The sequence below is a fragment of the Micromonospora sp. CMU55-4 genome (genome assembly GCF_011602315.1).
Taxonomy (GTDB): domain Bacteria; phylum Actinomycetota; class Actinomycetes; order Mycobacteriales; family Micromonosporaceae; genus Micromonospora; species Micromonospora chalcea.
Genome location: NZ_JAAOLH010000008.1, coordinates 175,873 through 198,727, shown reverse-complemented (window position 1 = coordinate 198,727; position 22,855 = coordinate 175,873). Strand labels below are relative to the sequence as shown.

The following is a 22,855-nucleotide window of genomic DNA, read 5'->3' as shown; positions in this document are numbered from 1 at the left end:
CCTTCGGTCGTCGTTCCGACGCAGGTCGGACGCCCGAGTGTGACGTTTGACGGTCATTGCGCCCCTGCGTAGGCTGGAGCGGCTGCTCTCTCGCCCTCTGCTAGGGTGATTGATGCTTGCTGTCCGTGGCTGTCACCTCGCATCGCCGGGGAGCGCGTCACGGCAGCGCCGATCGGAGGTCACCGACAAGGTGGCCTGGACCAGCACACGACCCCGGGCGATCCGCCGCGCGGGGCGTACGACAACGGAGAGCCTGACGTGAGCAAGCGCACCTACCAGCCGAACAACCGCCGGCGCGCGAAGACCCACGGCTTCCGGCTGCGCATGCGCACCCGTGCCGGCCGCGCCATCATCGCTACCCGTCGTTCCAAGGGCCGCGCCCGCCTGTCGGCCTGAGGCCGACAGGTCCGGTCCGGGGACGTGGGCAGTCGTGCTGGCCGCCGCGCAACGACTGCGGCGCAGTAGCGACTTCGCCGCAGCGGTTCGCGGTGGCCGACGCGTCGGCCGTGGCGCCGTCGTGGTCCACCTGACCATCCCCGAGCCGATCGGCACCACCGCGACACCTTCGCCGGAGCCGGCGCGGACCAGCGGTGCGGAGACCTCCGCACCGAGCCGCGCCGGCTTCGTCGTGTCCAAGGCCGTCGGCGGCGCGGTGGTCCGGAACAAGGTCCGCCGCCGACTCCGGCACCTGGTTCGCGAGCGGCTGGCCGAGCTGCCCGCCGGCACGACCCTCGTGGTACGCGCGCTGCCGGCAGCCGCCGACGCCACGTACACCCGGCTCGGGGCCGACCTCGACGCCGCTCTCGCCGCCGCGCGTTCCCCCCGGGGACGGCGGTCGCGGTGACCGGCCCGACCGCGACTCCGTCGCCCACAAGCGGTGCCCGCATGCTGCTGGCGCCTATCATCGCGTACCGTCGGTGGATAAGTCCGGCTCTGCCGGCCCGCTGCCGGTTCTACCCGTCGTGCAGTGCCTACGCCGTGGAGGCGGTGTCCCGGCACGGTGCGCTGCGGGGCGCCTGGCTGACGGTCCGTCGGCTGTCGCGCTGCCATCCCTTCCACCCAGGTGGACACGACCCGGTTCCGGAGCCGGGCGACCGCCGCCGTGCCGACGTGACTGGAGCCTGAGTGTTTAGTCTCGACTGGATCTACTACGCGATCTCGTGGATCCTGCTGACCTGGCACTCGGCCTGGGACGCCATCGGAGTTCCGGTCGGGGCCGTGATCGGTACGAACTGGGCCTGGATCCTCGCCATCATCTTCCTGGTGGTGACGGTCCGGGTGATCCTGTTCCCGGTCTTCGTCAAGCAGATCAAGTCGCAGCGTGCCATGCAGGCGCTCCAGCCGAAGGTGAAGGAGCTCCAGGAGAAGCACAAGGGTGACCGGGAGACGCTCCAGAAAGAGATGATGGAGCTCTACCGGAAGGAAAAGGCCAACCCGCTCATGGGCTGCCTTCCGATGTTCCTCCAGATCCCGGTCTTCCTGGGCCTGTTCCACACGCTGCGCCGCCTCAGCCCGGACAACCAGGGCAAGACCCTGTACGGCTGGACTGTCGACCAGTTCAACAGCGCCTCGAACGCGACGCTCTTCACCGCGCCGATCTCCGGCAAGTTCGGCTCCACCGCCGAGGAGCTCAGCCGGCTGGGCGCGAACACCGGCACCGTCAAGGTCGTCGCCGGCATCCTGGTGATCATCATGATCGCCACCACCTACCTGACCAGCCGTCAGATGATCCTCAAGACCGGCTGGGCCGAGGACCCGCAGCAGCGCATGGTGCAGCGCCTGATGCTCTACGGCATCCCGCTGTCGCTGCTGATCTCGGGCGCGATCTTCCCGATCGGTGTGATCATCTACTGGGTCACCAACAACCTCTTCACGCTCGGCCAGCAGCAGTGGGTGCTGCGGAAGTTCCCGCCGCCGCCCACCGCGAAGAGCACCACCGCCGCCAAGAACACCGGCGGCAAGGGCCCGGTGCAGCCGGCCAAGACCGGTGGCCTGTTCGGCCGCAAGGCGGCCCAGCCGGCGGCGAAGGCCCCGGCCGCGGCGCCGAAGGTGGCCGGACCGAAGCCGGGCGCCAAGCCGGTCAACCCGAAGAAGGGCGGCAGCCGGCCCGCCAAGCGACAGGGCTGAGTTCCACCGGGCCACCGCCGCGACACCGGCGGTGGCCCGTTCCGGTCACGTGCTGCCATCCGAGGAGTCGGCGCCGGGCCGGAATCGCCGCGCGACGCGCGGCCGCGGGCGAAACTGGCCCGTACAGACGTGCCCGAGGGCAACCGGCGAACCTCCCGCCGGCCCCGGGAGACCAGCGGACCCCCGAACGGTCCGGCCGAGCGAGTACGGAGATGAGACCCGTGACCGAGACCAGCATCCCCAGCGCCGACCAGTCCCTGGACGAGGAGACCCCCGTTACCGCCGCCACCGAGACCGAGGACGCCTCGGGCGAGGCCCGGGAGAAGAAGGCCCCGGCCGACAGCGACCTGTTCCGGCAGAGTGAGATCGCCGCCGACTACGTCGAGGGTCTGCTGGACATCCTCGACTACGACGGCGACATCGACGAGCTGGTCTCCGGCGGCCGTCCGGTAGTCGAAGTGGTCGGCGGACGGCTGCAGAACCTCGTCGGCCAGCGCGGCGCGACCCTGGAGGCGCTCCAGGAACTGGCCCGGCTGGCCGTGTTCCGCCAGACCGGCACGCCGAGCCGCCTGCTGCTGGACGTCGGCGGTTACCGGGCCGCCCGGCGCAAGGAACTGGCCGCCGTGGCGAAGAACGCGGTCGAGAAGGTCAAGGAGCACGGTGAGCCGGTGCGCCTGGAGCCGATGTCCGCGTTCGAGCGCAAGTGCGTGCACGACGTGGTGAACGCGATGAGCGGCGTGGAGAGCGAGTCCGAGGGCGTCGAGCCCAACCGCCGCATCGTCGTGCGTCCGGTGACGGACTGAGGTCCGTGATCTCCGACGAGACGACGGCAGGCGCCGTGGCCGGCCCGGGTGGTACGCCGCCCGGGCCGTCGGCTGTGCGCCCCGATCCCACAGTCGACCCGGTCTTCTCCGACGACGACGGGCCGGCCGACCCGGCGTACCCGGAAAGGGCCGCGACCGACCCCGGCGAGCCCGCCTTCTCGGCCGAGCCGGCGGTGGTGACCGGGGTCGAGCCCGCCGACCCGGCGGTGGACGTGATGCCCGCCTTCTCCGGTGAGCCGGCGGCGGACGTGGCACCGGTGGCCGCGGCTGCGGCGGCCGACCCGGTGTTCGCGGAGCCGGCGGAGGACATGCCATCCCCTGTGGACGGTGCGGAGCCGACGGCCGTCCCCGACCCGGCGTCCGCGACGCTGCCGCCGGAACTGGCGGAGGCGGCCCGCGCGCTCTTCGGCGATCGGCTCGACCTCGCCGCCGCGTACGCGGAACTGCTTGCCACCGACGGCGTCGTGCGCGGTCTGATCGGCCCCCGCGAGACGCCGCGGCTCTGGGACCGGCACCTGCTCAACTGCGCGGTGGTGGCCGAGCGGATCCCGGAGGGGGCGAGCGTGATCGACGTCGGCTCCGGCGCCGGACTGCCCGGCCTGGTGCTGGCGATCGCGCGTCCCGATCTCACAGTGACGCTCGTGGAGCCGCTCGCGCGGCGTACCTCCTTCCTGATCGAGGCGGTGCAACGCCTCGGCCTGACCCGCGACGTCCGCGTCTTCCGCGGGCGGGCCGAGGAGGCGGCGGCCGGGTCGCGAGACCGGGAGCCGCTCTCCGCCGACATCGTGACCGCCCGCGCGGTGGCACCGCTGGACCGGCTCGCCGGCTGGTGCCTGCCGCTGCTGGTCTCCGGCGGCCGCCTGGTGGCGCTCAAGGGCGCCTCGGCCGCCGAGGAGATCGCCGAGCACACCGAAGCGGTGGTACGCCTCGGCGGCGGCACGCCGGAGCTGCACCGGTGCGGCGACGGGGTGATCGAGCCCCCGGCGACCGTGATCGAGGTGGTCCGTGAGCGCGTGGTGAACCCGCGCCGGGCCAAGAAGCCGAAGCGGTCGCGTGGCGGCCGCCGTCGTGGCGACCGCTGACCGAAACGGCTGTCCGGACGCCCACCCGGTCGTTGGACCGGGTGGGCGTGACGCGATCGATCACAACCCGACATGGACCCACCGCGCCCGTCGGCCGTAGGCTGACCGCGCGTCGATAGTGTGGAACGGCGGTGCCGGGCGGCACCCGAACCCGACGGTTCCCGCCGAGCCGACCACGCCGGGCGAGGGCCCGGTATTCGATTCGACGGGTGCGGACCGACCATCCGGAGCGGGTAGGGATGACAGGTGCATGACGACGGCAGGTACGACGATCCACGGTTGACCGGGCCCGGAGGGAAATCCCCCGGCCCCGTTTCACGTGAAACCAACTACCGGGAGTGGACGGTGAACGAGCCCCGCGATCCGTCCGCCTCTTACCCGCCGACCGAGCCGCCGCCGCAGCGGCGGGACACGCCGCCCGCCGGTTCCGTACGGCCCGTCTCGTCGGCGCCGGCGAACGTCCCGCCGGCCCGTGACCCGCTCGACCCGGCAGACGGCCCGGCGAACGCGCCGACGCCGCGGCCACCCGCGGTGCGGGCGAACGTCGCGGTGCCCGCTCGCTTCGAACCCCAGCCGCCCGTCTCGGCCGTGCCGCACCAGGCCGCTCCCGAGGTCACCGTGACGCCGTCCGACACGCCACAGGCGAGCGGGTACGGCGATGAGGTAGACGCCAGCACGTACGTTTCACGTGAAACCCCGACGCGCGAAGAGGATGATCCACCGTTGGCTATGGAGGCGATGCGCGCCGTGCAGATCCTGAATCCCAGTGGCGAGGTCACCATGCCCCGCCCGGACCGGACCCGGGTGATGTGCGTCGCCAACCAGAAGGGCGGCGTGGGTAAGACGACCACCACCGTGAACCTGGCCGTGGCGCTCGCGCTGCACGGCAACCGGGTGCTCGTGGTCGACCTTGATCCCCAGGGCAACGCCTCCACCGGTCTGAACGTCCCGCACCACACCGGCGTGCCCGACGTCTACGACTGCCTGATCGACAGCGTGCCGCTCGAAGAGGTGGCGCAGGCCGTCGAGGGCATCCCCAACTTGTGGTGCGTACCGGCCACGATCGACCTGGCGGGCGCCGAGATCGAACTGGTCTCCGTGGTGGCCCGGGAGTCGCGCCTGGCGCGGGCGATCGCCGCGTACCCGGGGCACTTCGACTACGTCTTCATAGACTGCCCCCCGTCGCTCGGCCTGCTGACCGTCAACGCGCTCGTCGCCGCGCAGGAGGTGCTGATCCCGATTCAGTGCGAGTACTACGCGCTGGAAGGGCTCAACCAGTTGATCAACAACATCAACCTGGTGCGCCAGCACCTCAACCCGAAGCTCGAGGTCTCCACCATCCTGCTCACCATGTACGACAGGCGCACCCGGCTGGCGGACGCGGTGGAGCAGGACGTCCGAAACCACTTCGGCGACAAGGTGCTCCAGGCCGTCATCCCGCGCAACGTGCGTGTCTCCGAGGCACCGAGCTACGGCCAGTCGGTGATGACCTACGATCCCGGTTCGCGGGGAGCCACGAGTTACTTCGAGGCCGCCCAGGAGATCGCGGAACGAGGCGTCAAGGAGCCGGTGAGCCGGAATGCGTAGTGCGGAGATGTCGCTGGGAGGCGTCGCATGAAGAACCGTCCCCGCGGCGGACTGGGCCGAGGGCTCGGCGCCCTCATCCCCACCGGACCGGTACCGGGCGCCGAACCGGCGGCCACCGAACCGGAGTCGTCGGCAGTTGCCGCGTCGCCCTCGGCTCCGGTCGCAGGCGCGACCGCCGCCATCACCGGCGGTGTCGGGAGCACCCCGCCGCCGGCCGTCGAGCCCGAGTCGCACCTGAGCCCGGTGCCCGGCGCACGCTTCGCCGAGATCCCGGTCGATGCCATCGTGCCGAACCCGAAGCAGCCCCGGCACGTCTTCGACGAGGAGGCGCTGGAGGAGCTGAAGACCTCGATCCAGGAGGTCGGCTTCCTCCAGCCGATCGTGGTCCGCCAGCTCGACACCGAGAAGTACGAACTCGTCATGGGTGAGCGGCGCTGGCGCGCCGCCCAGGCGGTCGGCCGGGAGACCATCCCCGCGATCGTCCGGGACACCAAGGACGACGCGATGCTCCGGGACGCGCTGCTGGAGAACATCCACCGCGCCAACCTGAACCCGCTGGAAGAAGCGGCGGCCTACCAGCAGCTGCTGGAGGAGTTCGGCGCCACCCACGAGGAGCTGGCCCGGCGGATCGGCCGCAGCCGCCCGCAGATCTCCAACACCATCCGGCTGATGAACCTGCCGGCCGCTGTGCAGCGCCGGGTCGCCGCCGGAGTGCTCTCCGCCGGTCACGCCCGGGCACTGCTCAGCCTCGACGACGCCGAGGCGCAGGAGCAGCTCGCCAAGCGGATCGTCGCCGAGGGCATCTCCGTACGCGGTGCCGAGGAACTGGTGCACCTGGCGCTCGCCGAGGAGCCGGCGAAGACGGCTGCCGCGAAGCGCCGGCCGAAGCCGCACGCCCCGGCGCTCACCGATCTCGCGGACCGGCTCTCCGACCGGTTCGACACCCGGGTGAAGGTCGACATCGGCCGGAGCAAGGGCAAGATCACGATCGAGTTCGCCACCGTTGACGACCTGGAGCGGATCGTCGGGATCATCGGCATGGACGGTGAGGAGCAGCCCGAGGCGTAGCCGTCAGAGGTTGCCCGGCCGGCCGCATCGCCCGCGAGGGGGTGCGGCCGGTTCTCTTTCTCCAGGACGCCGTTTCGGTTGCGAACCGTCTGCTGCTGCCCGCGCGAGGGCGTGGCCGGCTCGGCGTCCTTCCCGCTGGTTTCACGTGAAACGAGAATGCCGGTGCCCGGTGCCCGGTGCCCGGTGCCCGGTGCCCGCCCGGTGCCCGGTGCGCGGTGGCGCGGTGGCGCGGTGGCGCGTGGCGAGGGGGCGCGGGTGACGCGGTGACGTCGTGGCGCGGTGGCGCGGTGGCGCGGTGGCGCCGTAATGCGGGTGGCGGGGGTGGCGGGGGTAGCGGTGGTAGCGCGGTGGCGATGTGCCGAGGCGACGCGGTCGCGCGCGGCGGCGGGATAGGCCGGGTGGCTAAGGCGACTGGCGCAACTTGGGCGGCTGGTTCGCTTCTGCTTCCGGGCTGGGGTGCCGAACTCGCAGACTCGCCTCAGAACGAGGGCAAGGACGGGGTGCAGCCCGGTCGGTAGGCGGCGGCGTTTCACGTGAAACGGGTAGGCCCGCATAAGGCCGCTGAAGCACTCCCGCCGCCCCGCCGATGCGGCGCGCGACGCTACTGGTCGAAGCTGTACATCGAACTGCCCACGAAGCGGCGGCCGCTGCCCGAACGTGAACGTCCGCTCGGGCGTGGGCAAAGGGCAACCACGTGGGTTGCAGACCTGGGCTCGTCGCCTTTGGCTACCGTGGCCCGCCCTTCGGGCGGCCCAGTCCCATCCCGGCCGCTACTGGCCACCCGGCCAAACGATGACGCGCGTCCATCGCGTCGATGCTGACATCGCGTCGCCGATGTGGCCGTCTCGCCGATGCCCCGCGCCGGTGGCCGTCGGTGCAGCCGCCGCCGCTGCGCACTCACCGCCCCGACACCCACCGCCCCGCACGCTGCCATCCCGCCAGAGCGGCAGCTGGACCGAGTGGAACACCATGGGTGTCAAAACGCCTCGGAGACACCCATGGTGTTCCACCGCACCCGGGGCGGCTGGCGTTGGCGAGCCCGGACCGAAGTGGTCCCGTCGGGGGGCGCGCGTTTCCCAAGATGTCCCCGTCGCCCCGGCCGATGACCACCCTGTCAGCAACGCCTCCAGACCACCCGCACAGGAGCCGGATGAGTTGTCGCTAGCCGCTGATCCCTCGCAGGTTCGAAGCGGGCGCGAGAATGCTCGCCAGAGCGACCGAGCGACCGAGCGACCGAGCGACCGAGCGACCGAGCGACCGAGCGACCGAGCGACCGAGCGACCGAGCGACCGAGCGACCGAGCGACCGAGCGACCGAGCGACCGAGCGACCGAGCGACCGCAGCGACCGCAGCGACCAGAGCGGGCCGGAGCGGGCCGGAGCGGGCCGGAGCGGGCCGGAGCGGGCCGGAGCGGGCCGGAGCGGGCCGTCCGGCCGGGGCAGCCAAAGCGGCGGGCGGCCGGGAACGGCAGGAGCCCCGGTGACCCGGCTGGCCCCGGTGGCTCGGGGTGAGCCGCGGTGGCTCGGGGTGAGCCGCGGTGCGCCGCTGACCCGAGGTGGCTCGGATGCCGCTTCGTGGGCCGGCCTGGCGGACGCCGCCGTCCCGGCTGCATGGCACTCGACGGGGTGTCCGGCCGTGCTGTGCCTTCATGTCGCAGACCGGTTGGTCGACTCGGCGGGGCGGCGGACCGGCCGAGAGCCACCGTGGATCAGCCGGCCATCGAGAACCCCGGCCCAGCGAACCCCCCGCGCCGGGCTGACGTAGGACCCAGCACTCCGGCGCACCGAGGACCGGCGTGGAACCACGGACGATCCGACCGCCGTCGTTTCACGTGAAACCGACCGCAAGAAGCCCTTCCCGAACCCGGTACGGATCGCGCGCCCGATCGTTGGAAGAACGGATCCACACGCCCTCTAGTTATCCACAGCAGTTGTCCACAGGCTCGTCTCGTTTCACGTGAAACGAAGCGCGGAAACCCTTGCTGAGCAGTGGATGACGCACCGTACTGGTGATCTCGGCACCCTGTGGACAACGTGGTGGACAACCTGTGCGCGGCCAGTGGAACGGGTAGGGACAGGCGTCGCCAACTCGGTTAGGGTCAGCGTCGTGCCGGACACCCCTCCCTCAGTTCCAGACTTCACCCAGTGGCCGTCCTTTCCCTTCGAGGGCGATCTCCGCGTCAAGCAGCTCGACGAGCCCGTACCGTTCGAACCTCCCCGCCGCGGCGAGGCGGACCGGGAGTGCACCGCCTGCAATGCGCCCGACGAGGCGTACATCTGGGTCGGTGAGCGGTGGCGGGTCCGTGCCATGGACCGGCCCACCGGTCTGCCGATGGTCCTGATCCTGGAGTCCCGGTCCCACCTGGATCTGGGCGACCTGCCGAATCTGCTCGCCGCCGAGCTGGGCGTGATGACTGTGCGCCTGGAGCGGGCCGTCCGGTCGCTCGACGGCGTGGCCCGGGTCCACGTGAATCGTTGGGGCGACGGTTCCGCGCACCTGCACCTGTGGTTCCTGGCCCGGCCGTACGGGCGGCTGCAACTGCGCGGCACGTTCCTGTCGCTGTGGGACTCGATCCTGCCTCCCATCTCCGAGGACAAGTGGCGGGAGAATCTGGCCCTGGTGGCCGCGTGGCTCGCCGAGTTCGGTGGCCGGCCGCTCGCCGAGCCGCCGCGCATCCAGTGGCAGGCCCCGTCGAGCTTTGCCCCGGCCTCGGCCGCGGACGCCGCTGAGGAGCCCGAGGACGAGCCCGCATCAGTGATCGAGGCTGCGGACGAGATCCCGGAGTCCGAGGCGGCAGGGGGCGTCTCAGACCCCTCCGCGGGCCCGTCGGTCGACGACCCGGAGGACGGATCCGAGGCGGCCGAGGAGCAGGAGACCGGGGACGCCCCGACTGCGGGCGAGGCCGAGGACGTGATCGAGGACGGCCAGCCGCGGGCGGGGCGTACCCGGGAGGGCTGACCTCAGCGGCGGGCGGCGGCCCGGGTCACGAGCGTGCCGAGCACCCGGCCGAAGTCCAGCCCGGCCGCCTGGATCGCCAGCGGCAGCAGCGACGTCTCGGTCATGCCCGGGGAGACGTTCACCTCCAGCACGTGCGGGTCACCGCCGGCGTCGACGATCAGGTCGACCCGGGACACGTCGCGCAGGCCGAGCGCGGTGTGCGCGGCGAGCGCCACCTCGGTCACCCGGGCTGTCGTCGCGGCGTCGAGCCGGGCGGGCGCGTGCCAGGTGGTACGGCCGGCGGTGTAGCGGGCCGCGTAGTCGTAGACGCCGTTGCGCGGCACGATCTCGACCGGGGGCAGGGCCTGCGGGCCCTTGCCGAGGTCGAGCACGGAGACCGCCACGTCCATTCCGGGCACGTAGCGCTCCACGAGTGCGGTCTGGTCGTACGCGAAACAACCCACCATGGCGGCCGGCAGCGACGCCGCCTCCCGGACCACGGCGGCGCCCAGTCCGGAGCCGCCCTGCGCCGGCTTGACCATCAGCGGCAGCCCGAGCCGGTCGACGATCCGGTCCAGGACGGCGACCGCGCCCAGCTCGGAGAAACGGTCGTGCGGCAACGCCACCCAGTCGGGCGTCGGGATGCCCGCCTCGCGCAGCACCGCCTTCGCCGACGGCTTGTCCCAGGCGAGCCGGGAGGACCGGGCGTCGCAGCCGACGTAGGGCACGTCCCAGAGGTCGAGCACGCCGCGCAGCGAGCCGTCCTCGCCGGTGGCGCCGTGCAGGGCGATCACCACCGCGTCCGGCGGGTCGGCGGTCAGCGCGGGCAGCAACGCCACGTCGGCGTCGCGCAGCTCCGCCTGCACTCCGACCGCGCGCAGCGCGTCGAGCACCCGGCGGCCCGACCGCAGCGAGACGTCCCGCTCGTAGGAGAGGCCACCGGCGAGTACGAGCACGTGCAGCTCGTCGACGGCGGATCCGGTCACGGGAGGCGGTGCGGCAGGGCTGTCGGACATGCGGGCATCATGCCAAGTCGGGACCGGGCGCGTCCGAGCCGCCCTGGCGTCGGCGGGGTCCGGCACCGCCGACCGCACCGAAGACCTTCCGCATCGCGATCTCCTGCTCCATCACCCCGGCCAGCCGGCGGACACCCTCGCGGATCCGCTCCGGCGTCGGGAAGGAGAAGTTCAGCCGCATGTTCCCGGCGCCGGTGCCGTCGGCGTAGAAGCCGGTTCCCGGCACGTACGCGACGCGGGCGGCCACTGCCCGCGGCATCATCGCCTTGGAGTCGAGCCCGTCGGGCAGCGTCGCCCAGACGAACAGGCCGCCCTGCGGCCTGGTCCAGGTGGTGCCCTCCGGCATCAGGTCGGCCATCGCGTCGAGCAGCGCGTCCCGGCGCTCGCGGTAGATCTCGCGGTAGACCTTGAGCTGCTGCCGCCAGGGCATGGTGCCGAGGTACGTCGAGACGGCCGACTGGGCGTAGGCGCTCGGGCAGAGGATCTGCGCCTCACTGGCGATGACCAGCTTGTCGCGGACCGCGTGCGGGGCCAGGATCCAGCCCACCCGCAGGCCCGGCGCGAACGTCTTGGAGAACGTGCTCAGGTAGAAGACCCCCTCGCGCCGCCGGGCCCGCAGCGGCCGGGGCGCCTCGCCCTCGAAGCCGAGCTGACCGTACGGGTCGTCCTCCACCACGAGCAGCCCGGCGCGCTCACAGATGTCGAGCACCCGTTCGCGCCGCTCCTCGCTCAGCGTCACGCCGGCGGGGTTCTGGTAGGTGGGGATGGTGTAGAGGAACTTCACCCGGCGGCCGGCCCGGGCCAGTTCGGCGATGGCCACCTCCAGCGCCTCCGGGATGAGCCCTTCGTCGTCCATCGGCACGTGGGCCACCTGGGCCTGGGCGGCCTGGAACACCCCGAGCGCGCCGACGTACGTCGGCCCCTCGGTGAGCACCACGTCACCCGGGTCCAGGAAGAGCCGGGCCACCAGGTCGAGGGCCTGCTGGCCGCCGACGGTGACGACCACGTCCTCCGGGGAGGCGCCGCACGAGGCGTCGATCCCGGAGAGGGACATCACCTCGCAGATCCGCTCGCGCAGCTCCGGGGCGCCCTGGCCGACGCCGTACTGGAGGGTGGTGGCGCCGTGCTCGGAGCCGAGCCGGCCGAGCATCTCGCCGACCGCGTCGAGCGGCAGCGCCGCGATGTAGGGTGCCCCACCGGCGAGCGAGACGACCTCCGGCCGGTTGGCCACCGCGAAGAGCGCCCGGATCTCCGAGGCGGTCATCCCGCGGACGCGCCGGGCGTATCTGTCGGTGTAGTCGTCGAGCGTCGTGCCGGTCATGACATCACCTCGATCGGGTGTCGGCGGGGCTGCCGCCCGGTGTGGTACCCGCGATGCCGACATCCATTGGCGGCGAGGGCCGGTTGGTCGATCGTAGTCCCCGGTGACGGTAGCGGCACCGGCCGTGTGGACACGTCCACATCCCGGACCCGCCACTCGGCCGTCCGGGCGGGGGTTCACGCGTTCCCTCCCGTACCGCCGGACAGGGGCGTACGATCGCTCGTCGGGAGCAGGAGGGCGCGGGAGGAACCGGCGCTCCGAGCCTATTGGTGGGGTGCGCTCATGTCGCGACGTCTGGTCAGCCTGACCCTGGACACGCTGGAGGACCTGCCTCGATCGTGCCGGCGCTGCGTCTACTGGGAGCTGGATCCGGTCTCCGCGGAGCGGGCCTGCGCAGCAGGTGACCCGGGCCTGGAGAAGGAGGCGTGGGTCTCCCAGACGCTGCTGGAGTGGGGTTCCTGCGGCAAGCTCGTCTACGTCGACGGGATGCCGGCCGGCTTCGTCATGTACGCGCCGCCGGCGTACGTCCCGCGCTCGATGGCGTTTCCCACCTCGCCGGTCTCGGCGGACGCGGCGCTGCTGATGACGGCGCACGTGGTGCCCGCCTTCGCCGACGGCGGCCTGGGCCGGATGCTGGTCCAGGGCGTGGCCCGCGACCTGACCAAGCGCGGCATCAAGGCGATCGAGGCGTTCGGGGACGCCAAGTTCGGCGACGACGCGGACGACCCGGCCCGCGCCTGCGTGGCGCCCGCCGACTTCTTCCTCTCGGTGGGCTTCAAGACGGTCCGGCCGCACCCGCGCTACCCGCGCCTGCGGTTGGAGTTGCGGACGGCGCTGAGCTGGAAGTCGGACGTCGAGTACGCGCTGGAGAAGCTGCTCGGCTCGATGAGCCCGGAGACGCTGCTGCGGCCGGTCCGCCCGGCGCCGGCCACCCGCTCGACCAGCTGAGCGGGGATCAGTCGACGACGGTGCCGGCGGCGAGTGCCGCCCGCAGTTCGGTCACGTCGATCGAGCCGGTCGGCACGTCGCGTTCGATCGGCAGGTACATCCGCTGCACCGCGGCGACGATGGCCTCGGCCACCCGGTCCCGGAACCGGGGGTCGACCAGCCGGGCCCGGTCGTCCGGCGAGGTCAGGTAGCCGACCTCGACGCGTACCGCGGGCATCCGGGTGAGCCGGAGCAGCTCCCACGCCTTGGCGTGGGTACGGCAGTCACGCAGCCCGGTGCGGGCCACGATCTCCCGCTGCACCAGCCCGGCCAGACGTTCGCCGGTCGCCGACGTGACGCCGTTGTCGGTGCCGTAGTGGTAGGTGGCGACCCCCTCGGCGGCCGGGTTGGCGTGGTGGTCGGTGTGCAGCGAGATGAACACGTCGGCGCCGAGGGAGTTGGCGAGCTGGGCCCGGTCCGCGTCGGGCAGGCAACTCGCGGGCGCGGGGCCCCGGGTCAGCTGCACCCGTACGCCGGCCGCGGCGAGCCGCCCCTCCAGCCGGCTGGCGAGGTCGTGCACGAGGTCCGCCTCGGTCCAGTGCAGCGGGCCGTCGGGCACCACCACGCCCGGGTCGGTGCCTCCGTGCCCCGGGTCGATCACCACGGTCCGCCCGACCAGCTCCGGCCCGGCCTGCCGGATGGCGTCGGACTCGCGCAGCCACTGCGGGCGTCCGCCGACCACCTTGCGGCCGAGGCGGCGCAGCGCGTTGACGGTGTGCGGCCCGCACGACCCGTCCGGTTTCAGCCCCATCTCCCGCTGGAACTGGGCCACCGCGCGGGAGGTGCGGATGCCGTAGATGGCGTCGGCGCGCCCCACGTCGTACCCCATCTCCAGGAGGCGTTCCTGGAGCGAGCGGACGTCCTCGCCGGTGATCGGCTCGGGTACGGCGTGGAAGAGCGCGCGGGCGCCGAACCGCCAGCGGGCCGCGTCCAGCGCCCGCCAGGTCTCGGCGCCGACGCGCCCGTCGACGCTGAGGCCGCGGGACTGCTGGAACGCCCGGACCGCGCGTTCGGTCTCGGCGTCGTAGTCGTCGCCTCCGCCCTCGGCGGGAAGAAGCTCCAGGCCGACGAGGACGGTCCGGATCTCGGCCACCGCCGGTCCCTGGTCACCGGGTCGGATCGGATGCACGACGACCCCCTATGCACGGACGTTGGCAGGACCGGAACTCCGACGAGATGCTTACGGAGCGTACCGTGACCGGTACCCGGCGGGTTCGTGTTCATGCAGGTCAGGAAAGCCGGAACCCCCGTCACCCGGGCGGGGTGACGGGGGTTCCGGCGCTGTCGGTACGGCTAGAGCGCCGACTCGATGAGCTTGAGCAACTCGCCCTTCGGCTTGGCGCCGGCGATCGACTGCACGGGCTGGCCGTTCTTGAAGATCGTCAGCGTCGGCACCGACATGACCCGGTAGGCGCGCGCCGTCTCCGGGTTCTCGTCGATGTTGAGCTTGACGATGGTGACCTGGTCCTTCATCTCGCCGGCGATCTCCTCCAGCAGCGGCGAGACCTTGCGGCACGGGCCGCACCACTCCGCCCAGAAGTCCACCAGGACCGGCTTGTCGGACTGCAGCACGTCGCTGACGAAACTCGCGTCAGTGACCGCCTTGGTTGCTCCCACTATGAACTCTCCTCCTCCGAACCTTGCTCGTCGAACTCTCAGCCCTGGATGGTGGCGATGAAGCGCTCGGCGTCCAGCGCGGCGGCACAGCCGGTGCCGGCCGCCGTGATGGCCTGCCGGTAGGTGTGGTCGACCACGTCACCGGCCGCGAACACGCCCGGCACGCTGGTACGGGTGCTCGGCGCTTCGACCTTCACGTACCCCTCGTCGTCGAGCTCCACCTGGCCGCGGAACAGCTCACTGCGCGGGTCGTGCCCGATCGCCACGAACACGCCCGTGACGTCGAGCACCTTGCTCTCGCCGGTGTGCACGTTGCGCACCCGTACGCCGTTGACCTTGCCGTCGTCGCCGAGGATCTCCTCGACCACGGTGTTCCACTCGACCTTGATCTTCTCGTTGCTCAGCGCCCGGTCCGCCATGATCTTGCTGGCGCGGAACGAGTCGCGGCGGTGGAGGATCGTCACCGACTCGGCGAACCGGGTGAGGAAGCTGGCCTCCTCCATCGCCGAGTCGCCGCCGCCGACCACCACGATGTGCTGGTTGCGGAAGAAGAAGCCGTCACAGGTGGCGCAGGACGACACCCCGTGGCCGAGGTATTCCTGCTCGCCCGGCACGCCGAGCGGCCGCCAGGCGGAGCCGGTGGAGAGGATGACGGCGCGGGCGCGGTACGCGGTCTCGCCCACCCACACGGTGCTGACCGCGTCGGAGCCGATCTCGCCGGTGTCCTTCAGCTCGACCCGGGTCACGTCGTCGGTGAGGAACTCGGCGCCGAAACGCTCGGCCTGCTTGCGCATGTTGTCCATCAGCTCGGGCCCGAGGATGCCGTCGGCGAAGCCGGGGAAGTTCTCCACCTCGGTGGTGGTCATCAGCGCGCCACCCGACTGCACGCCCTCGATCACCAGCGGCTTCAGGTTGGCGCGTGCGGCGTAGACCGCAGCCGTGTAGCCGGCCGGACCGGAGCCGATGATGATCAGGTTGCGGACCTCGTCCACTGCCGTCTCCCGATGTGTGTGTTCGTCACCGGCCGCACCGATGTCGATCCCGAGTGCCGACGGCTCAGCGGCGCCGGCGCCTGACTTGCAGAACGTCATCGTACGAAGCGGGGATTCCCGAGCCGGTCATCCGGTGGGTCAGGTCACGTGGCGGGACACGCGTGATGACCGCGTTTTCACCCTACCCGCGTACGGAAGCGCGTGTCCGCGCCGGACCCGGGCACGCCGCACTCCGGCCCGCTCGCCCAGCCCCAGCGGGCGCCGGTCGCGTCGGCGAACGTCACCACGAGCGCCGGAGCGCCCTGGTACCGGGCGTAGTCGATCATGTCGATGGTGAGCGGGGTGGCGCCGTGCTCCGCGCCGATCGCGGTGAGGCACGCGCCGAGCGTTTCCGGCCGGGTCAGCCGGTCCAGCCCGGCGAACCCCCCGGCGCGGTACTTGTCGCTGTACAGCGGCGTCTCCGGGCCGTTCTCCCGCGCCGCGCCGGACGGAGCGGCCATGTCCTGCGGCGTCGACTTCGCCCCGGTGGGCACGCGGGCGGCGGCGAGGCGTTCCGGGGTCCAGTCGGTGCCGCTGCGCAGCGCCGGTCCGGTGGTCCGGTACGGCGCGGCGGCCATCGGCGCCGCCTCCCCGGCCGCCCGGTCGGCCGTACCGCCGTCGCCCGGGTCGGCCAGCCGGCCGACACCGAGCCCCACCGCCGCGACCGAGGCCGCGGCCAGGGCCACCGGCCCGGCGATCCGGGCCCAGCGCCGGGGACGACGACCGGGGCCGCTGTGTCGTTCGGGACGCGACGCGGCGCCGGGCGGGCGGGCCGCGCCGCCGGCCTGAGCCGGTACGACGGGCGTACCGTCGCGCAGCGCGCCCGGTCCGGCCCCGGCGAGCGCCGCCGTGATCCGGTCGGTCACCGCCACGGGCATCTCCGGCGTGGGCGCCGCCGCCCAGCCGGCCAGGTCGGCGTGCACCAGGTCGACCGCCTCGGCGAGCGTCTCGTACGCGACCCGCCATGCCGGGTCCTGCTCGACCAGCCGGGCCACTGTCGCCTGCTCGGGGGTGCCGTCCAGCGCCCCGCCGAGGTAGTCGGCGAGCAGGTCGTGGTCGACCTCGCTGAACTCCCGGGAAGTCACGGCTCCTCCTGGCTGACGGCCTGACGGGACGCTCCCGACGAGGATCCGACGCCCTCGGGGCCCCGCCGGTTCCCGGAGGTGACCCGCGGCACGTCGGCCGCGGGGGAGTCGGAACCGGTCCGCAGGTGCCCGAGCAGGACGGCGAGCCTCGCCCGGCCCCGGGCGCACCGGCTCTTCACGGTCCCCTCGGCGACGCCGAGCATCAGGGCCACCTCGGCGACCGGATAGCCCTGCACGTCCACCAGGACCAGCGCGGCCCGCTGTTCGGCCGGTAGCGCCGCGAGAGCCTGCCGGACCACGAGCGCGGTGTCGTGGTCGTGTGCCGGTGCGGCCGGTTCCCGCCCGCCGGTGTGCCGGCCCGGTTCGCCGTCGGTGTGCGTCCCGTCCGGCAGCGGGACGGTGGCGTGGGTCTGCCGCCGCCGGATCCGGTCCAGGCAGGCGTTCACCACGATCCGGTGCATCCAGGTGGTGACCGCCGAGTCGCCCCGGAACCGGGCGGCGGCGCGGTGGGCGGAGAGCATGGCGTCCTGGAGGGCGTCGGCCGCCTCCTCGCGGTCGCCGATCGTACGCAGGGCGACCGCCCAGAGCCGGTCGCGGTGCCGCTGGAACAGTTCGGTGAAGGCGTCCCGGTCGCCCGCCACGTGGGCCCGGAGCAGGTCCAGGTCGGAGCGGCCGGGCTGCGGGCCGTCGCGTTCCGCCATCACCACGTCCGGCGGAGGTGGCGCGGCGGGCGCGGCCGACGGGTCACGAGCCCTGGACCGTGATCTCCTGGACGCCGAGCTTCCAGGTGCTGCCGTTGTCCTTCACCGGCAGCTTGGTGATCCAGAAGAGGAGGTACTGGTACTTCTGGTCCGGCTGGAAGGCGTCGAAGATCATCTTCGTGCCGCCGTTCTCGTTCGCCGGCCCGACCACCGTGGAGTAGGCGTTCACCAGCTGCTTGTCGCCGGCGGAGGTGGACGGGAAGTCGCCGCGGGCACCGGTACGCAGCTCGACGGTGGCGCCGGTGGCCGACAGCGTCGCCTCCAGCTGCTTGACCGAGTGCGGGGCACCCAGGTCGATCCAGACGCCCATGCCCTTCTTGAGGCCGCCGAACTTGGCGTTCGTCCGGTAGGTGTTGGTCTCCCAGCCCTCGTCGTCGTCGCCGTCGATGACCTTCTCGGCGTTGCGCACCTCCGCGCGATCGCCGTCCGGGTCGATGATCCGTACGTCCTGGATGGTGAGCTTGCGGACCTGCGCTGCGGGCTCGTCGCCACCGCCGGCGCTGGCCGGCGCGCTGTTCGACGGCTGGGCGACCGGCTCCTTGTCGCCGTCGTCGCCACCGCCGAGCGCGTTGATGCCGATGAGCAGCCCGACCAGGGCGACAGCCAGCATGCCGGCGATGCCGATGGCGACCTTGCGCCCGCCGGCCGCGGCCAGCGGCGAGGGCTCCTCGCCGGGCTCGGCGGTGAAACGCAGCGGCCCGGCCTGCTCCAGGAACTGCTCGTCGGCCGGGATGTCGAGCCGGCTCAGCTCGGCGGCCAGCACGTCCGACGCCGGCGGGTCGATCTCCCGGTCGAGCAGGTCCATGGTCAGGTCGTCGAGGTACGCCGGCACGCCGGCACGCACCTGCCGGGGCGCGGCGATGGCGCCGGCGGCGTCGCGGACCGCGTCCGGCAGGGCGGCGCGGCCGTGCCCGGCGGTGGCGCCGTGCAGCGGGGCCTCGCCGTGCGGCCAGTGCCCGGTCAGGGCGAAGTAGAGCACCCCACCGACCGCGCGCAGGTCGTTCTGCTGGCTGTCCGCCCCGTCGGTACGCGCGTCGGCGAGCACCACCCGGCCGTCGTCGCTGATCATCACCGTGCCGGGGTGCAGGTTGCCGTGCACCATGCCGGTGGCGTGTACGGCGGCGAGGGCGCTCGCGACGGCGTTGCCGATCGCCGTGGCCCGAGCCGGGTCGAGCGGCCCGTCGGCGGCGACCATCTCGCGCAGCGACTGCCCGTCCACCCACTCGCGGACCACGTAGGCGCGGTCGTCCTCGTCGATCGCGTCGTAGACGCCGACCAGGTTGGGGTGGATGACGCGGCTCGCGGCGACCGCGGCCTGAAGCATCTCGGTGGCGGAGTCGCCACCCGGGTAGCGGAGGACCACCGCGACGGGACGGCGGAGCACCACGTCGACACCGCGCCAGACCAGCCGGCCCGCGCTGTCGTTGTTGATGTGCTCGACCAGTTCGTACCGCTCGGCGAGCAGCTCACCGACCGTGGGAGCACCGAAGGTCACGACCGCAGGAGAGGTCTCCTCCGCTTCCTGACCCTCGCCGACCTGGGTCACCCGTCCTCCCTCGGTGATCGCGTCGATCGATGGACCCGTGCTGCTGGGCATGTGGCTTCCCGCTCTGCCTTCGGTGGAACGGCCGCGGTCTCGACGCCCGCGTCGATCCCGGTCGTACCCGTCGAGAGCGACCTTACCCGGGATGCCCGGTTCTCCGACATGTCATCTTCCCGCTGTGACCGGCCGGAAGGCCAGTCGCCACGGGCTCCCGGCCGGGTCGCCCGCCCACCCGGCGGGCGAGCCGGACACGCACCGCCAATCTAGAGGTTGACGGCAACGAGGTGGCACAGGGGCGTACCGGTGCGGCGACGGGGAGGTTTTCCCCTTCCCGGCCTGCGCTCCCTCGTCCGTACGGTTGGTTGTCCACAGGCCGAGAGGCCCAGTGGACGGGGGAATTCCAAGTTATCCACAGCCGTATCCCCAGCCTGGTGATCCTCGTTCACCGTCGGTCACCGAGGGGGTCAACGCCCGAGGCGCCGCCGGACCATCCCGACCACCTCGGTGATCTCGCCGATCCGCAGCACCATGGCGAGCCCGAGGTAGGTGGCGCCGATCGCCGCCCCGCCGATCACCAACTGGACCGCCGCGGCGAGCCAGCTCAGGCTCGCCGGGTCGCCCGGCAGCACCGCGACCACGAGCAGGCCGACGACCGCCGCGCCGAGGGCCGCCACGACCACCCGGCCGAGCGTGCGCATGATCCCGCCCAGCCCGATCCGGCCCACCCGGGGCCGCAGCAGCATCGCCGAGATGATCGCCGCCGCCAGGTACGACACGGCGTTGCCGAGCATCATCCCGGCCGCCGCGAACGTGTTCGAGAAGATCAGGAACAGACCGACCTGGAGCAGGACGCGCAGCGCCACCACCGGAATGTTGACCAGAGCCGGGGTACGGGTGTCCGGCAGCGCGTAGAACGCGAAGGTGAAGAGCTGGCTGACCGCGAACGGCACCAGGCCGAGCGCCGCCACCAGCAGCACCGTCGACGTGGCCACCGCGTTGTCGCCGGTGAACGCGCCGTACCGGAACACCACCACCGAGATCGGGGCGGCCAGCACCGCGTAGCAGACCGCGATGGGCGCGAGCACCGCGGTGACCATCCGGGTGCCCCGGGACAGGTCGGCGGTGACGTCGTGGAACCGGTTCTCGGCGGCGGCCGCGCTCATCCGCGGCATCAGCGCGGTGATGATCGAGACGGCGATGATGCCGTGCGCCATCATCAGCAGCAGGAAGACGTTGTTGTAGATCAGCAGGCCGGCGTTCTGGCCGTCCCCGCCGGTGGCCCGGTTGAGCAGGTTGACCACCACGAAGAGGCCGAGCTGGTTGACCGCGACGTAGCAGAACATCCAGGCGCCGAGCCGGGCCAGCTCGCGCAGCCCCAACTCGCGGAAGTCGAACCGTGCCTTCCACCGGAAGCCGACCTTGCGCAGCGCGGGCAGCAGGCCGATCGCCTGCACCGCGACGCCCAGCAGCGTGCCGCCGCCGACCAGCAGGATCCGGTCCCAGCCCACCTCGCCGGGCGGCAGCGCCTTCGCGCTGTAGACGACGATGTACAGGCCGAACGTGCCGATGGACACGATGTTGTTGAGGATCGGCGCCCACATCGGGGCGGCGAAGTGCCCCCGGGTGTTCAGCACCGCGGCGATCAACGCGCTGATGCCGGTGAAGAACAGCATCGGCAGCATCAGGTACGACAGCCGGGTGACCAGCGTGGTGTACGCCGGGTCGTCGCTGCCGGCCGCGTACACGGCGGTGAGCACCGGGGCCAGCACCACGGCGATCAGCGCGGTCGCGGCCAGGGCCAGCACCGCGAGGGTCAGCAGGCGCTGCGCGTACGCCTCGCCCCGGTCCGCGTCGATCTTGCGGCGGCGGACCAGCACCGGCACCAGGACGCTGGTCAGCACGCCGCCGAGCAGGAACTCGTAGACCTGGTTGGGCAGGAACTGGGCGGTGGTGAACGCGTCACCGACCATGGTGCCGAGCGCGGCGCCGATCATCAGGTTGCGGATGAAGCCCGTACCCCGACTGACCAGGCTGCCGATGGCCATCACCGCGCTGTTCGCCGCGGCGCTGGTCTCGGCCACCACCTCCTGCGGGGGCGCGACGGCCTCGACGCCCGGCTGGTTCAGCGGCTCGGCGGAGATGAAGGTGGCGCCGTCGTCCGGCGGCAGGCCGCCGCCGTGCGCGTTCGCGCTGCGGTAGAGCCCGCCGCTCATCTGCCAGCCTCCAAGGGGTACGTCGCAACCGGGTCCGGCCGGCCCCGCCCAACCGGAACCTTAGTCAACCTCCGCCCGTTACCCGCGCCCGGCGCGGTCGATCCACCCTCGGCCCGATAGGCTGGCGATCCCATGTCCGAAGCCTCCGCCTCCCACGCCGCCGACCGCCGCGAGCTGACCGCCGCGCAGCGCAACGCCGTCGCCGAACTGCTCCGAGTCTCACCGGTCGCCGACGAGCTGGGCCGGCGCTTCGCCCAGGCCGGTCACGAACTGCACCTGGTGGGCGGATCCGTCCGCGACGCGCTGCTCGGCCGGCTCGGCAACGACCTCGACTTCTGCACCGACGCCCACCCCGACGAGACGGTCAAGGTCATCCGTGGCTGGGCGGAGTCGATCTGGGAGACCGGGCGTGAGTTCGGCACCATCGCCTGCCAGCGCGACGGCCTCAACCTGGAGATCACCACCTTCCGGGCCGAGGTCTACGACCAGGTCAGCCGTAACCCGGTGGTGCAGTACGGCACCAGCCTGGTCGAAGACCTGAAGCGCCGCGACTTCACCGTCAACGCGATGGCGGTCAGCCTGCCCGACCACCGGTTCACCGACCCGTACGGCGGGCTGGCCGACCTGGCCGCCAAGATCATCCGTACCCCCGGCACGCCGCAGGAGTCGTTCCGCGACGACCCCCTGCGGATGCTGCGCGCGGCCCGGTTCGCCGCCCAGCTCCGCTTCGCCGTCCACCCGGACGTCCGCGCCGCGATGACCGAGATGGCCGGCGACCTGGACCGGATCACCGCGGAACGGATCCGGGACGAGTTCACCAAGCTGCTCTGCGGCGCCGACCCGATCACCGGGCTGCGGCTGCTCGTCGACACCGGCCTGGCCGAGCGCTTCCTGCCCGAGCTGACCGGCCTGAAGCTCACCATCGACGAGCACGCCCAGCACAAGGACGTCTACGAGCACACGCTCACAGTGGTCAGCAACGCCATGTCACTGGAGTCCGACGGCTGCGACTTCGTGCTGCGGATGGCCGCGCTGATGCACGACGTCGGCAAGCCGGCCACCAAGGCGGTCGGCGCGGACGGCCGGGTCAGCTTCCACCACCACGAGGTGGTCGGGGCCCGGCTGACCAAGGCCCGGATGAAGGCGATGCGCTACTCCAAGGAGATCACCTCCCAGGTGGTCAAGCTGGTCGGCCTGCACCTGCGCTTCTACGGGTACGGCCGGGGCGAGTGGACCGACTCGGCGGTGCGCCGGTACGTCACCGACGCCGGCGACCTGCTGTCCCGCCTGCACAAGCTGACCCGTTCCGACTGCACCACCCGCAACCGGCGCAAGGCCGCGCAGCTCGCGGCCGACTACGACGCGCTGGAGGAGCGGATCGCCCGGATCGCCGCCGAGGAGGACCTGGCCCGGGTGCGGCCCGACCTGGACGGCAACGCGATCATGGAGTTGCTCGGCGTGCCGCCGGGACCGGTGGTCGGCCGTGCCTGGCAGCACCTCAAGGAGCTGCGCCTGGAGCGCGGGCCGCTGGACCGCGACGAGGCCGAGGCGGCGCTGCTGCGCTGGGCCCGCGACGAGGGCATCATCGGCTGACCTCCCCGCGCGGGGAAGCTCCACGACGATACGGCGGCGTGTCGACCGAAAGGTTGACGTGCA

20 protein-coding genes are annotated in these 22,855 nt (G+C 72.3%); 11 read left to right on the top strand and 9 right to left on the bottom strand.

From position 1 onward, the window contains the following. Window positions 1-258 precede the first annotated feature (258 nt). The 9 genes from rpmH (at window position 259) to HA073_RS16420 (ending at window position 9,646) form a co-directional block, all read left to right on the top strand. Window positions 259-396 carry a 50S ribosomal protein L34 gene (rpmH, locus tag HA073_RS16460; RefSeq protein ID WP_018788530.1) on the top strand — a complete coding sequence of 46 codons (138 nt, stop codon included), beginning with the start codon at window positions 259-261 and terminating at the stop codon, window positions 394-396. 34 nt (window positions 397-430) lie between these two features. Beyond that, window positions 431-844 (top strand): ribonuclease P protein component, encoded by a 414-nt coding sequence (gene rnpA / locus HA073_RS16455; RefSeq protein WP_043327680.1) that lies wholly within the window; start codon window positions 431-433, stop codon window positions 842-844. 41 nt (window positions 845-885) lie between these two features. Then, the gene (gene yidD / locus HA073_RS16450; RefSeq protein ID WP_091567651.1) at window positions 886-1,125 is read left to right on the top strand and encodes a membrane protein insertion efficiency factor YidD; all 240 of its coding nucleotides are present in this window, start codon (window positions 886-888) and stop codon (window positions 1,123-1,125) included. After that, window positions 1,126-2,127: a membrane protein insertase YidC gene (gene yidC / locus HA073_RS16445; RefSeq protein ID WP_043327681.1), complete on the top strand. Its 1,002-nt coding sequence runs from the start codon at window positions 1,126-1,128 to the stop codon at window positions 2,125-2,127. A gap of 212 nt (window positions 2,128-2,339) precedes the next feature. After that, window positions 2,340-2,930, top strand: a complete 591-nt coding sequence (locus HA073_RS16440) for a R3H domain-containing nucleic acid-binding protein (protein ID WP_030499504.1) — start codon at window positions 2,340-2,342, stop codon at window positions 2,928-2,930. A 329-nt stretch (window positions 2,931-3,259) separates the two neighbouring features. Next, on the top strand, window positions 3,260-4,033 hold the full coding sequence (gene rsmG / locus HA073_RS16435; protein WP_240925811.1) for a 16S rRNA (guanine(527)-N(7))-methyltransferase RsmG: 774 nt from the start codon (window positions 3,260-3,262) through the stop codon (window positions 4,031-4,033). A gap of 246 nt (window positions 4,034-4,279) precedes the next feature. Further along, window positions 4,280-5,620: an AAA family ATPase gene (locus tag HA073_RS31020; protein ID WP_309228034.1), complete on the top strand. Its 1,341-nt coding sequence runs from the start codon at window positions 4,280-4,282 to the stop codon at window positions 5,618-5,620. A 27-nt stretch (window positions 5,621-5,647) separates the two neighbouring features. Further along, window positions 5,648-6,688, top strand: coding sequence for a ParB/RepB/Spo0J family partition protein (locus HA073_RS16425; protein WP_166456800.1), 1,041 nt, complete (start codon window positions 5,648-5,650; stop codon window positions 6,686-6,688). 2,106 nt (window positions 6,689-8,794) lie between these two features. After that, entirely contained in the window at window positions 8,795-9,646 is an 852-nt protein-coding gene (locus HA073_RS16420) for a hypothetical protein (RefSeq protein WP_309228033.1), read from the top strand. Window positions 9,647-9,648: 2 nt separating this feature from the next. On the opposite strand, the gene HA073_RS16415 is transcribed toward HA073_RS16420, so the two are convergent. After that, entirely contained in the window at window positions 9,649-10,641 is a 993-nt protein-coding gene (locus HA073_RS16415; protein ID WP_043327686.1) for a D-alanine--D-alanine ligase, read from the bottom strand. Between the two features lie 7 nt (window positions 10,642-10,648). Beyond that, window positions 10,649-11,962 carry a PLP-dependent aminotransferase family protein gene (locus tag HA073_RS16410; RefSeq protein ID WP_166456799.1) on the bottom strand — a complete coding sequence of 438 codons (1,314 nt, stop codon included), beginning with the start codon at window positions 11,960-11,962 and terminating at the stop codon, window positions 10,649-10,651. A 282-nt stretch (window positions 11,963-12,244) separates the two neighbouring features. Between HA073_RS16410 and HA073_RS16405 the strand changes: the two genes are divergently transcribed. Beyond that, window positions 12,245-12,910, top strand: a complete 666-nt coding sequence (locus tag HA073_RS16405) for a hypothetical protein (RefSeq protein ID WP_043327687.1) — start codon at window positions 12,245-12,247, stop codon at window positions 12,908-12,910. A gap of 7 nt (window positions 12,911-12,917) precedes the next feature. Here the strand turns inward: HA073_RS16405 and HA073_RS16400 are convergent, their stop codons facing one another. From HA073_RS16400 to murJ, 7 genes are all read right to left on the bottom strand, one after another. Further along, window positions 12,918-14,078 (bottom strand): N-acetylmuramoyl-L-alanine amidase, encoded by a 1,161-nt coding sequence (locus HA073_RS16400; protein ID WP_043327688.1) that lies wholly within the window; start codon window positions 14,076-14,078, stop codon window positions 12,918-12,920. Between the two features lie 164 nt (window positions 14,079-14,242). After that, window positions 14,243-14,566 (bottom strand): thioredoxin, encoded by a 324-nt coding sequence (trxA, locus tag HA073_RS16395; RefSeq protein ID WP_030499495.1) that lies wholly within the window; start codon window positions 14,564-14,566, stop codon window positions 14,243-14,245. 38 nt (window positions 14,567-14,604) lie between these two features. Further along, window positions 14,605-15,558, bottom strand: a complete 954-nt coding sequence (trxB, locus tag HA073_RS16390; RefSeq protein ID WP_064448138.1) for a thioredoxin-disulfide reductase — start codon at window positions 15,556-15,558, stop codon at window positions 14,605-14,607. A 176-nt stretch (window positions 15,559-15,734) separates the two neighbouring features. Next, window positions 15,735-16,682, bottom strand: coding sequence for a hypothetical protein (locus tag HA073_RS16385; RefSeq protein ID WP_113974483.1), 948 nt, complete (start codon window positions 16,680-16,682; stop codon window positions 15,735-15,737). Further along, window positions 16,679-17,383: an RNA polymerase sigma factor SigM gene (gene sigM / locus HA073_RS16380; RefSeq protein ID WP_166456798.1), complete on the bottom strand. Its 705-nt coding sequence runs from the start codon at window positions 17,381-17,383 to the stop codon at window positions 16,679-16,681. Before sigM ends, HA073_RS16385 begins: the two co-directional genes overlap by 4 nt. Window positions 17,384-17,426: 43 nt before the next feature. Then, window positions 17,427-19,040, bottom strand: coding sequence for a protein kinase family protein (locus tag HA073_RS16375; protein ID WP_064448056.1), 1,614 nt, complete (start codon window positions 19,038-19,040; stop codon window positions 17,427-17,429). A 410-nt stretch (window positions 19,041-19,450) separates the two neighbouring features. Continuing rightward, entirely contained in the window at window positions 19,451-21,199 is a 1,749-nt protein-coding gene (murJ, locus tag HA073_RS16370) for a murein biosynthesis integral membrane protein MurJ (RefSeq protein WP_064448057.1), read from the bottom strand. 132 nt (window positions 21,200-21,331) lie between these two features. Here murJ and HA073_RS16365 point away from each other — a divergent pair, with 132 nt between their 5' ends. Further along, complete coding sequence (locus HA073_RS16365; protein ID WP_043327693.1) at window positions 21,332-22,792, top strand: CCA tRNA nucleotidyltransferase; 1,461 nt, start codon at window positions 21,332-21,334, stop codon at window positions 22,790-22,792. Window positions 22,793-22,855: the final 63 nt, after the last annotated feature.